General features: G+C 72.1%; 7 protein-coding genes. 3 read left to right on the top strand and 4 right to left on the bottom strand.

From position 1 onward, the window contains the following. Nucleotides 1-31: 31 nt before the first annotated feature. From ACFXK0_RS01975 to ACFXK0_RS01960, 4 genes are all read right to left on the bottom strand, one after another. The gene (locus ACFXK0_RS01975; protein ID WP_379407776.1) at nt 32-187 is read right to left on the bottom strand and encodes a hypothetical protein; all 156 of its coding nucleotides are present in this window, start codon (nt 185-187) and stop codon (nt 32-34) included. Nucleotides 188-383: 196 nt separating this feature from the next. Further along, nucleotides 384-2,129 (bottom strand): NTP transferase domain-containing protein, encoded by a 1,746-nt coding sequence (locus ACFXK0_RS01970; protein ID WP_379407775.1) that lies wholly within the window; start codon nt 2,127-2,129, stop codon nt 384-386. A gap of 237 nt (nt 2,130-2,366) precedes the next feature. Next, complete coding sequence (locus ACFXK0_RS01965) at nt 2,367-2,657, bottom strand: MGMT family protein (protein WP_379407773.1); 291 nt, start codon at nt 2,655-2,657, stop codon at nt 2,367-2,369. Between the two features lie 3 nt (nt 2,658-2,660). Further along, a complete protein-coding gene (locus tag ACFXK0_RS01960) occupies nt 2,661-3,452 on the bottom strand; it encodes an alpha/beta fold hydrolase (protein ID WP_379407772.1) in 792 nt (263 codons plus the stop codon). Between the two features lie 115 nt (nt 3,453-3,567). Here ACFXK0_RS01960 and ACFXK0_RS01955 point away from each other — a divergent pair, with 115 nt between their 5' ends. From ACFXK0_RS01955 to ACFXK0_RS01945, 3 genes are all read left to right on the top strand, one after another. Then, on the top strand, nt 3,568-7,266 hold the full coding sequence (locus tag ACFXK0_RS01955) for an ATP-dependent helicase (protein WP_379407771.1): 3,699 nt from the start codon (nt 3,568-3,570) through the stop codon (nt 7,264-7,266). Further along, on the top strand, nt 7,263-11,159 hold the full coding sequence (locus ACFXK0_RS01950; RefSeq protein ID WP_379407769.1) for an ATP-dependent helicase: 3,897 nt from the start codon (nt 7,263-7,265) through the stop codon (nt 11,157-11,159). Before ACFXK0_RS01955 ends, ACFXK0_RS01950 begins: the two co-directional genes overlap by 4 nt. A 180-nt stretch (nt 11,160-11,339) precedes the next feature. Next, a complete protein-coding gene (locus tag ACFXK0_RS01945; protein WP_379407768.1) occupies nt 11,340-12,395 on the top strand; it encodes a potassium channel family protein in 1,056 nt (351 codons plus the stop codon). Nucleotides 12,396-12,424: the final 29 nt, after the last annotated feature.

Here is a 12,424-nt window from a genome sequence, read left to right as displayed (position 1 = left end):
GCAGCGCCGGCGGCTCGTCGACACACGTGGATCAGAGATGGCCGGGGCGGCGCTGTGCACGCCGATCGTCCTGACCTGCTCGCGTCATACCCTGCGAGTCCTCGCCCTGCTCCTGCCGCTGTTGCTGCTGCTGGCGCGGCATCTGCTTGGGCATCTTCTTAGGCGTTTTCTTCGACTTGTCAGCCATTCTCCACACGGTCCTTTCCGAGGGATGAGTATTTCGCCTAATGCACGTCCGACGCATTCCGTCTTCGTGGTGCAGGGCGGTCTACGCCTGACCCGATCCACGATAGGCATCGATATGGTGCAGCGGAACAGTTGGCCGGAAAATAGCATTCCGACCTGCGCGAATGCGGCGTGTCCACGGTCCGGGAGGTCCGGAATCAGCAGGGGAGCGGCAGGAATTCGACCTGCGCGCCGTCGGCGGCGTCCGGCGGGACGAGGACCAGTCCGTCGTAGTCGATCAGCCCGGCCAGATGCGCGGTGCGGACCTTGGCCTCGCCCAGCCAGCCGCCTTCGGGCGCATAACGCGCGGGGGTGATCCGCTGAACAGGGCCCGCGATCGCCGCGGCATTGTGCAGCGGCCCGACGATGGTGCGCGGTAGCGGCGCCCCGATGCGGCCGGCGACGACGGCGGGCGTCAGCGACAACAACACCGCCACGGCGGCGAACGGATTCCCCGGCAGTCCGAGAACTGTTGGGCCGGTGGGCAGTTCGGCGACAATCGTCGAACCACCAGGGCGCAGCGCGAGTCTGGGGACCAGAACGCGGGCATCCACCCGGGCGAGCGCGGTGCGCAACTGATCCGCCGCGCCGCCACCCGTCGCCCCTACGACCACGAGCAGATCGAAACCTTCAGTGACGGTGAGCATCTCGTCGAAACTGTGCGCGGTGTCGCGCAGATGCACCCGGTCGACCACCTGGACGCCGAGACCGCCGAGCAGATCGGGCAGGACCGGGCCGATCGAGTCCCGGGTCTGTCCGGTCTGCAATGGTCCGGTGGCACGGATCTCGTCACCGGTCATCACCACGCGTGCCCGCACCGGACCACGGACCAGCGCGCTGGTGACCTCGACCGAGGCCGCCGCCGACCGCAGCGCCGCCGACACCCGGGTACCGGCATGGGCGACGAGGTCGCCCGGCAGTTGGTCCTCGCCGCGCCGGCGGACGTCACCGCGCACCGGGGCGTCGGGCCTGCGTGCGAGCCGGTCGCCGGTGATCATCGCGAACTCGTCGCGCAGTACGGAGGTGGTGCCGTCGGGGACGTGCGCACCCGTGGCGATACGCACCGCCTCGCCGGGCAGCAGACCGGCCGGTCGGGCGCCACCGGCGAAGCCGATATCGCGGCGCAGCACCCACGGACCGTCGCCGGCCACCGCGTACCCGTCCATCGCCGACACGTCGAAGCGTGGCAGCGCACCCACGGCCACCAGCGGTGCGGCCAGCGCGGCGCCGGGGACCTCGGCGAGTGCGGCCTCGTAGGCGACCAGCGGGGTGGCGGCGGTGGCCAGCACGGCTCTGGCCTGCGTGAGATCGAGGCGGGTCGGCGCGTGCTCGGCGGCGATTCGCGCCCTGGCCCTGGCCACCTCGTCGGCGGTGTCACAGTCGCCGGTGCCGGGCAGGTCGACCAGCACCGGGTCGGCGGGCACGATCGCCTTCATCGGCTGATTCACCGCCGACTCCAGGCGGGCCAGCGCGAGGGTCAGCGCGGTGCGCCGCCAGGCGCCGACGAGGTATTGGGGACGACCGGACTCGTCGATGGCGAAGACCGCGTCGGCGGTGGACCCGGCCGCGCGGCGCAGTAGTTCGTCGACCGTCACGGCGGTGAGGAAGGGCATGTCGGCCGCGAGCACGACCACCCACGGCGCGTTCCCATGGGTGAGCGCCGTCAGCCCGCTGCCGATCGCGGCGACCGGCCCCGACCCCGGCGGCACCTCCCTGACCTGCCCGATCCGCGCGTCCAGTTCCGGCCGATGCGGCCCGACCACGACGATTTCCCCGCACCCGTGCACCGCGTCGAGGGCGACCTCGAGCATCGACCGCCCGCCGACCACGATCGCCGGCTTGTCCACACCGCCCATCCGGCTGGCCCGCCCCCCGGCGAGCACGATCGCATCGGCGCTGCTCACGCGCGGATTCCGCATCGAAGTTTCACCACGAATCCCATGCTAGTGCCGCACCCCACCAATCCCCGGACCCCCGCCCACTCGACTCGACCTGGACGATTGATCACCAGGCCTTCAGGGAGACATCGGCCGAGTAGCGATCTACGTAGAAGCCTAGTGATCGCGTGTCCAGGAATGTGTCATCAGTGCCCGGGAAGCCGACCACCGCCAGTACCGTGTCCTCGGCGATGTCGGGTGAGGTCACAGGCGTGCGGTGCGGAGGTCGACGCGGCCGTCGGTGATGGGGACGCCCTCTTCGGCGAGGAGGCGTAGTTGGCGAGCGGCCAAATGGGCGGCGGGGCGGCCGGAGGCGCCGATCACGCGGTGCCAGGGGAGATCGGCGGAATCGGTGCGCATGATCCAGCCGACCGTGCGGGCCGAGGACAGGCCCGCCGCCGCGGCGATGTCGCCGTAGGTGGCGACCCGGCCGGGCGGGATGGCGGCGACGAACGCGCGCACCTGCTCAACTTGCTGTTCCGTCGTCGCCGCCACAGGTCAGAGCACCGCGGCGATGAGCGCGGCGGTCTCGGCCGGGCGGGCCTGGGCGACCATGTGGTCGCAGTCCCAGTCGTAGGCCGTGAGGTGCTCGCCCAGCTGCGCGGCGAGCGCGGTCCGGAACTCCGCGCTCACATACGGCGGGGTGACCTTCGCGGCGCGCACGAGCACCGTGCGTAGGCCGGCGGGCGGCAGGACGGCCGGGCGGGCGAGCTGGCCCCAATAGGAGGTGATCGCGGGCTGGAACATGCGCCAGCCGACCCGGCCGCCGCGGGTGGGCACCAGGTGCTCGGCGAGTTCGCGTTCCAGCAGCGCCGGGTCCACCTCGTCGGGACCCCACGCGCTGACCTGTTTGTCGGACCTGGCCTCGGCGAGATCGGTGTAGTCGGGGGAGGCGAGGTTGGCCTGGGCGATCTGCTCGATCAGCTTCGCGTCGATGCCCTGTGCCGGATCGAGCAGGACCAGCGCGCGCACGAGATCCGGGTGCGCCCGCGCCAGCCGGATGCCCGCCGCGCCGCCGAAGGAATGGCCGGCCACCACCACCGGGCCGTCGGTCTCGGCGCGCACGAGGTCGGCGAGGTCGTCGACGATCGTCTCGAAGTCCCAGGGCGGCAGCGAGCTGGAACGGCCGTGTCCGCGCAGGTCGGGGGCGATCACGCGAGCCTGCGGGAGATGCTCGGTGGCGAGGGTTTCCCAGCGGTTGCCGTGGCCGGTCAGACCGTGCAGGGCGAGGACGACGGGACCGTCGGCGGGGCCGAAACGGTGCACATGAAGCGACGACACGACTGCCATTCTGGCCGGTCGCGCGCGGCGGCGCAGCGTGTCCCCCGTGCGGGGGGAGGGCGGCGTGTCGGACCGGTCTGTTGCAATAGCCGATGTGGTGCGATCGGATAGCTCGGTGCGACTTGTGCGCCGAACGACGCGGGCGCCCCGGCCGCGGGCCTGGGGCGCCGCTGTGCGCGCGCTGTTCGACGAACAGGCCCAGCCGGCGCCGCCGCGTCCGGGCTGGCTGCCCTGGCAGGTGCTCGGCGGTCCGGGTACCGGCAAGACCTCGCTGCTCGTCGACCTGGTGACCGCGCGGATCCGCGACGGCGCCGACCCGGAATCGGTCCTGGTCCTCACCCACACCAAGCACGCGGCCACCGCGCTGCGCGACGCGATCACCACCCAGCTCGGTCCGCGGGCCGGGGAGATCACCGGCGCCAGCCGGGAGCCGATGGTACGCACACTGCACTCCTACGCCTTCTCGGTGCTGCGCAGGCACGCCGACCTGCACGGCAATCCGCCGCCACGGCTGCTCACCGGCGCCGAACAGGACGCGGTCCTGCGCGAGATGCTGCGCGGCGACCAGACCGACATCGAGGCGGGCGCGCACGGGCTCTGGCCGCCACGCCTGCAACCCGCCCTCGCCCTGGGCGGTTTCGCCGAACAACTGCGCGACCTCATGCTGCGCACCACCGAGCGCGGACTCGGACCCGAGGACCTGATGGCACTGGGCCGCGACCACGACAACGACGCCTGGGTGGCGGCAGGCCGGTTCTTCCAGCGCTACGAACAGGCCTCCATGCTGCGCTGGTCGGTCGGCGTCGCCGCGCCCGAAGCCACCGCCCCCGCCCTCGACGCCGCCGAACTGGTCGGCGCCGCCCTCGACGCGCTGGCCGGTGACCGCAACCTGCTCGCCGCCGAACGCGACCGCCTGCGCTGGCTGCTCGTCGACGACGCCCAGCACCTGGACCCGCAGGCCGCGATGCTGGTGCGCGCCATCGGCAGCGGCACCGCGAGCACCGTCGTCACCGGCGACCCCGACCAGAGTGTCTTCACCTTCCGCGGCGCGGACTCAGCCTTCCTCACCGACCTCCACACCACCCCGCAACGACGAATCACCCTGCGCCACAACCACCGCAGCGGCGCCCCCATCCGCCTCGCCACCGCGCGCATCGCCGCGCGCCTGCCGGGCAGTGCACGTCATCGGGTACTCCCTGGCGGGGCAGAAACCACCGAACCTGGTGTCACCGAGACGAATCCGGGTCTGTTCGCGACTGCCGACTCGGACGACACTCCCGCGCTCATTGTCGGTGCGGACGCGGACGAGGTGGCTGGGCCGGAGTCGAGGGTGGACGGTGGGGAGCTGGTCGAGGCGAGTGTGCGGGTGCGGGTGTTGTCGACCGCGGCCAAGGAGGCGGCGCTGATCGCGGATCATCTGCGGCGGGCGCATCTGACCGATGGGGTGCCGTGGTCGGAGATGGCGGTGATCGTGCGGTCGGTGCCGTTGTCGCTGGCGCCGTTGCGGCGGGCACTGCTGGCGGCCGGGGTGCCGGTGCGCAGGCCCGCGGTGGCCGAACCGTTGCCGCGCAGGCGGGGTGCGGCGTGGATGGTGCTGGCGTTGCGGGTGTTGCTGGCCGGTGATCCGGCGCGGCCGGGGTCGCAGCGGGCGATCGAGGCGATGTTCTCGCCCGACGACGCGATGGATCTGCTGGCTGGGCCGCTCGGCGGGGCGGATCAGATCGCGCTGCGCCGGTTGCGCCGCGGGGTGCGGCGCGGGGTCCTCGACCTGGAACGCAGCGGGGCGGCCACCGATCCGTCCGCGGACGGGTCCGACCAATTCCTGCTGTGGGGCGAGGAGCCGCCACCGCCACCGGAACTGCCCGACCCGGACCCCCTCGACGACGACTGGGTACCCCCCGAGCTCGACGACCCACTGCGCCCGGAACCCGAACCGGACTGGGACATCGCCGAACGCCTGCCCGACGACATCGACGTCCTCGACACCGAAACTCCACCCGCCGCCACACCACTGGTCGCCGGGCCGCCCCGCCCCGAGCCGGAACCTGCCGCGGTGCCGCTGATCGACCAGTCCTCGGCGGAGGTGCTGCGCGACCTGATCGTCGGCATCGGCGAGGAACGCCTGCTCGACCGGCTCACCGAGGTGGAGGCCGCGCCACTACAGCGGGTGCTGCGCGCGGTGCGCAAGGCCGCCGAAACCCGGTCGAGGGGACAGGGTCTCGAAGACGTGCTGTGGACGCTGTGGACCAGCTCGCGGCTCGAGCGCCGCTGGTTCCGGCAGTCCCGGCGCGGCGGCGCGGCGGGCATGCAGGCCGATCGCGAGCTCGACGCCGCCGTCGAATTATTCGATGTGGCAGCGGGTTACGTCGACCGCTTGCCGCGCGCGAGCATCGAGGGTTTCGTCGAATACCTGCTGCACCAGCAGCTTCCGCAATCGGGCAGGTCGCCGGTCGCCGAGGGCGAAGCCGTGTCGCTGCTCAGCGCGCACGCCGCGGCGGGCCGGGAGTGGGATGTGGTCGCGGTGGCCGCTGTGCAAGAAGGCATCTGGCCCAACCCGCGCGCCCGCGGCACCCTGCTGCACACCGAGGACCTCGTCGACCTGATCGCCGGACTCGACCCGGGCGTGACTACCAGCCGCGCCGCGCCGATTCTCGCCGAGGAACGCAGGCTGCTGCTGGTCGCGTGCAGCCGGGCCAGGCACTCCCTGCTGGTGACCGCCGTGGAATCCGCTGCGGGAGACCAGGATCTGGTGCCATCCCGCTTCCTCACCGAACTGCTCGGCGACGACGACACCGGCGAACCCGGCGCCCTGCCGGTCGCCGATCCCGGACGCGCTCTGGTCATGCACGCCCTGGTCGCCGAACTGCGCGGCGTGGTCTGCGATCCCGGCGCCGACCCCGCCCGCCGCGACCGCGCCGCCCATCAGCTGGCCCGCCTCGCCGACGCCGGCGTGCCCGGCACCGACCCCGGCGACTGGTACGGCACCGCCGAACTCAGCTCCCAACGCGAACTCTGGGACGACGACTCCCCGATCGGGCTGTCCCCGTCGACAGTGGAACTGCTGCGCACCTGCCCGCTGCGCTGGGCACTGGAACGCCACGGCGGCACCGACGGTGACAACCCGCACGCGCTCAAGGGCAACCTCGTACACACCCTGGTCCAGGCGCTGGCCGGCGACGTCCCCGAAACACAGGTGCGCGCCGCCCTCGACCAGGCCTGGGCCGCGATCGATCCGGCCACCGGCTGGCATTCGCGCCAGGAACTGCGCCGCACCGAAGCCATGCTGCAAACCTTCCTCGACTGGGTGCGCACCACCCGCGGTGAACTCACCCAGGCCGGGGTCGAGGTGCCGGTGGACTGTGTGCTGCCCGCGCGCGCCGAAGGGGGACGCGCGGTGCGCATTCGCGGCCGGATCGACCGGCTCGAACGAGATGCGCAGGGGCGCTTCGTGATCGTCGACGTGAAGACCGGCAAGACCCCGGTCAGCGCGAAGGACGTCGCCGAACATGCCCAGCTGGCCACCTACCAGGTCGCCGCGGCGCACGGCGCCCTCGACGAGGACACCGAGACCGTCACGGCCGAGCCCGGTGGCGCACGCTTGGTGTATGTCGCCAAGCCGCACAACAAGTCCGGCGCCACCGAACGCGCCCAGGACGCCCTCGACGGCGAGGGATTGGACAAGTGGCGCACCACGATTCACGATGCGGCCGACGCGACCCGCGGGCCCGGCTATCTGGCGGTGCGCAACGACGGGTGCAGGCACTGTCCCGTCGCGGGCAGCTGCCCGGTGCAGGACACCGGGCGGCAGGTGACCGACGAGTGAGCGGCGTGCGCGTCACCCCGCAACGGTTGGCCGACGCGCTCGGCCTGCCACCGCCCACCGACGAACAGGCGGCCGTCATCGCGGCACCGCCCGGCCCGACCCTGGTGGTGGCCGGTGCGGGCGCGGGCAAGACCGAGACGATGGCCGCGCGGGTGGTGTGGATGGTGGCCAATCAGCTCGTCGCCCCCGACGAGGTGCTCGGTCTCACCTTCACCCGCAAGGCCGCCCAGCAGCTGACCTCGCGCATCCGCACCCGGCTGGCCCGGTTGGCCGGTGCGCCGCTGCTGCGCGAGATCGACCCGAGCGGCGTCCTGCGCACGGTGATCGCCGGCGCCGAACCCGAGATCAGCACCTATCACTCTTACGCGGGCCGCCTGCTCACCGCGCACGGCCTGCTGCTCCCGGTGGAGCCGTCGGCGGCCCTGCTCACCCAGACCCAGCTCTGGCAGCTCGCGCACGAGGTGGTGCGCTCCTGGGACGGCGACCTCGACACCGACCGCACACCGGTCTCGGTGACCGAGGCGGTGCTCGCCCTGGCCGGTCAGCTCGCCGAACACCTGGTGGAACCACAGGAACTGGCCGAGGCGCACGCGGAACTGGAGAAACTGGTCTTCACCCTGCCCGGCGGCCCACGCCAACGCGGCGGACCGAGCAAACAACTCCAGGCTGTGGTCACCGCACAGCGCGACCGTGTCGCCCTGCTGCCCCTGGTCCAGCAACTCGACGACGCCCTGAACCGCCGCGGCGCACTGGATTTCGGCTCCCAGATGTCCCTCGCTGCCCGCCTCGCCGTCGACCACCCCGAAGTGGCCGCCGCCGAACGCGCCCGCTTCAAACTGGTTCTGCTCGACGAATACCAGGACACCGGCCACGCCCAGCGCGTCCTGCTCGCGGCCCTGTTCGGCAACGCCGACGCCGTCCGCCAGCACTCCACGACCCCGACCCGCCGCCGCGAGCAACAGTCCACGCCTGCCCCGACCACGGACACACTGTGGGCACTGGACGACGAGCCCGGCACTGACCTGTTCGGCACAGGCCCAGCGAATTCTGGTGCAGCAGAGGGCCACACGGTAACGCCTGCTGGGCATACACATGGCGTCGACGGGCGTGACGCAGGCCGGTCCAGCGCGGAAGGGGGCGTCGACGGGCGCGACGAAGGTCGGTACGACGCGAATGGAGATGGCCCTGGCGGGCGTGGCACCGGCCGGCGCGCCGCGGACGAGCACGGTGTCGGCGGGCATGGCCCAGGCCGGTACGACGCGAATGAAGATGGGACCGGCGGGCGTGGCACCGGTGGGCGTGCTGCGGATGAGCACGGTGTCGGCGGCCGTGACGCCAGCGCGCACGACGCGAATGCAGACCGATCCGACGATCGCGGTGCGGAGGTGGGCGGTGACGGGGCGGGTCCGGGAGGCGGGCCCCGGGCGCTCGCGGTGACCGCGGTGGGGGACCCGATGCAGTCGATCTACGGCTGGCGGGGCGCATCGGCGGCGAATCTGCCGCGGTTCGCCACCGACTTCCCCACTGCGCCAGGGGTTCCCGCGCCGGTACTGCCCTTGCTGACCAGCTGGCGGAATCCGCCCGAGGCGCTGGCGCTGGCGAATCTGGTGGCCGATCCGCTGCGGGTGCGGGCCAGGGCCGCCGGGGGCGCGACGGTGGACGCGTTGCGGGCGAAGCCGAACGCGCAGGCGGGGACGGTGGAGTTCGCCGTCACCGAAACCATTGCGCAGGAACGGGACTGGATCGCGGAACGGATCGCGCGGGAGTGGGCGAACGCCCGCGAAGCCGAGGTCGAGCCGCCTACCTCGGCGGTGCTGATCCGGCGCAACGCCGACGCCGCCCCGTTGGCGGAAGCCTTGCGTGAGCAGGGATTACCCGTGGAGATCGTCGGGCTCGGCGGCTTGCTGGCGACGCCGGAAGTCGCCGATATCGTCGCGACCCTGCGGCTCATCGCCGAACCGGGGACCGGCAGCGCGGCGGTCCGGATCCTGACCGGGGCACGCTGGCGGATCGGGGTCGCGGATCTGGCCGCGCTGGCGCGCCGGGCGCGGATGCTCTCGATCGGCAGCCTGTCCGGTGACGCGTCGGCGGCGATCACCGACGCCGCCGGACTGGCCACCGCCCTGCGTGAAGTCGCCCCCGAACCCACCGAGCAGGCCGGACTCGCCGACGCGATCGCCGATCCCGGTGCGCCGGAACACTATTCGGACGCCGGCTACACCCGGATCGTCGCCCTGGGCGAAGAACTCGCCGCGCTGCGCGAACGCAGCGGACAGCCCCTGGTCGAACTCGTCGCCGATGTCGAACGCACGATCGGCGTCGGTGTCGAGACCCAGGCCAGGCGCGCCATCGCCGGTGGCGGCGCCGGGCGCGAACATCTCGACGCGTTCGCCGATGTGGTGGCAGGCTACGCGGCCGACACGCGGGCCTCGCTGAGCGGCCTGCTCGCCTTCTTCACCGCGGCCGAGTCGGTCGAGAACGGTTTGGAGCCAGGGGAAGTGGAGGTCGCGCGCGACCGCGTGCAGATCCTCACCGTGCACGCGGCCAAGGGACTGGAATGGGAAGTCGTCGCGGTACCGCACGTGAGCGCGACCGTCTTCCCATCGACCACCGCCCTGAGCACCTGGCTCGGCGCGCTCACCGAACTGCCGACCACGCTGCGCGGCGACCGCGCGCAACCCGACGCGGCCGAAGGCGTCCCGGTCCTCGATCTCAGTGAGGTCGCCGACCGCGCAGAGCTCGAACGCGCCCTCGGCGCACACAAGAACGCGCTCAAGCACCGCAGGCACGACGAGGAACGCCGCCTGTTCTATGTCGCGCTCACCAGAACCGAACGGGTACTGCTGGTTTCGGCCTACCACTGGCCCGAGACCGGCACCTCCACCCGCGGCCCATCGGAATTCCTGCTCGAACTCAAACAGGCCGTCGACGACCCGGACAGCGAGGCCCACGGCGTCGCCACCGTGGCCCGCTGGGACGACCCGCCCGCCCCCGACGCGGTCAACCCCTTCGCCGACAACCCGCCGACCGCCCAGTGGCCACGTGACCCACTCGGCGCCCGCCGCGACCCCATCGAGCAGGGCGCCGCCCTGGTCCGCGACGCCCTCGACCAGCTGCGCAGCCGCCCACCCACACCCGACGACGACGCCGACGACCCGGACGGCTGGGCCACCGACGTCGACGCCCTGCTCGCCGAGTTCACCGCCGCCGAACTCGCCGACCAGCGCGTCGAACTGCCCGGCCAGCTCCCCGCCACCGCCCTGGTCGAACTGCGCGCCGACCCGACCCGGCTGGCCGCCCGCCTGCGCAGGCCGCTGCCGTACCCGCCGAACCCGATGGCCCGGCGCGGCACCGCCTTTCACGCCTGGGTGCAGTCCTGGTTCGGCTCCGATCAGCTGCTGGGCCTCGACGAACTGCCCGGCGCCGCCGACAGCGCCGCCGAACCCGGCCGCGCCGACCAGGAACTGGCCGCCATGCAGGCGTCGTTCCGCCGCTCGCCGTGGGCGCACCGCAATCCGATCGATGTCGAGGTGCCCTTCGAGACCAGCATCGCCGGCACGGTGATCCGCGGCCGGATGGACGCTGTCTTCGCCGAACCCGGTGGCCGCTGGATCGTGGTCGACTGGAAGACCGGCGCCGAACCCGGCCCCACCGACGAAGCCGCCGTCGCCGTGCAGCTCGCCGTCTACCGCCTGGCCTGGGCCCGCCTGATGGCCGCCCGCACCGGCGCCACCGAACAACAGCTGCTCCAACGTGTCGGCGCCGCATTCCATTACGTCCGCTCCGGCCGCACCATCGCCCCCGCCGACCTGCCCGGACCCGACGAACTCGCCCGCCTCATCCACGACGCCGCGCCGGAAAACTCCGACGCCGATCGGCCCCCCGAGCCCTGAGCCGCTACTCTGACGACGCCGGAGGTCCAACACCCCCGGGTCTTTTCCGGGTTCTCGGCCGCCTCGATTCTGGACTGACGGAGCGAAGGAGCGAAGCGACTGAGCGGAGGAGGGAAGAATCGAGGCCCAAGGGGCCGAGAACCCCGCGGCGCCAGCCGCCGATAAACACAGGAGCGCTGGATGTTCGGTGACACGCGCAGCCAAGCCGGGCTGAGTAGTAGTCCCGACTACGCGCTGGTCGGTCTGCTGCGGATCCCGGCGACCCAGACCAGCCCCTGGATCTCGCTGACCCGCCGCGTCGTATTCGCCATCGCGCTGCTGTTCACGGCCGCGACGGTGGTCTACATCGGCCGCGCCGGCTACCACGACAACAGCGGCGACGAACTGTCGTTCCTCGACGCCATGTACTACGCCACCGTGTCGCTGTCGACCACCGGGTACGGCGACATCGCCCCGGTCACCCCGTCCGCGCGCCTGGTGAACACGATCGTCATCACCCCCCTGCGCATCCTGTTCCTGATCGTGCTGGTCGGCACCACGCTCAGCGTGCTCACCGAACGGTCCAGGCAGGCGTTCAAGATTCAGCGATGGAGGCACACCGTGCGCAATCACACCGTCGTCGTCGGCTACGGCACCAAGGGACGCACCGCGATCGACGCGATGGTCGCCGACGGTGTGCAGATCGCCGACATCGTGGTCGTCGACACCGATTCCGTCGCGCTGGAAGCCGCGGCCGGGGCGGGCCTGGTGACTGTGCACGGGTCGGCGACCAAATCCGATGTGCTGCGGCTGACCGGCGTGCAACGCGCGTCGGCGGTGATCGTGGCCACCAACCGCGACGACACCGCCGTCCTGGTCACCCTGACCGCGCGCGAACTGAACAAGACCGCCAAGATCTCCGTCGCCGTCCGCGAGGCCGAGAACACCCACCTGGTCCGCCAGTCCGGCGCCGACTCGGTGGTCGTCTCCTCCGAGACCGCGGGCCGGCTGCTCGGCATCTCCACCACCACCCCGACCGTCGTGGAGATGATGGAGGACCTGCTCACCCCCGAACAGGGCTTCGCCGTCGCCGAACGCGAGGTCGAACCCGCTGAGGTCGGCGGATCACCCCGGCATCTGAGCGACATCGTGCTCGGTGTGGTACGCGGCGGGAACCTGATCCGGGTCGGTGACGCCGAGGTCGACGCGCTCGAGTCCGGCGACAAACTGCTCTACATCCGGCACACCGGCAAATAGTCGGCCCGCGGGGACCGGCTAGGCTCGGC

This window comes from Nocardia sp. NPDC059177 (genome assembly GCF_042755165.1).
GTDB lineage: Bacteria > Actinomycetota > Actinomycetes > Mycobacteriales > Mycobacteriaceae > Nocardia.
Note: the sequence above shows the minus strand (reverse complement) of the source record. Positions and strands in the feature narration are given on the sequence as shown.

Excerpts from the sequence above, each read along its gene's own strand:
- ACFXK0_RS01975 (WP_379407776.1), bottom strand. The coding sequence starts at position 187 with ATGGCTGACAAGTCGAAGAAAACGCCTAAGAAGATGCCCAAGCAGATG.
- ACFXK0_RS01960 (WP_379407772.1), bottom strand. The coding sequence starts at position 3,452 with ATGGCAGTCGTGTCGTCGCTTCATGTGCACCGTTTCGGCCCCGCCGAC.
- ACFXK0_RS01945 (WP_379407768.1), top strand. The coding sequence starts at position 11,340 with ATGTTCGGTGACACGCGCAGCCAAGCCGGGCTGAGTAGTAGTCCCGAC.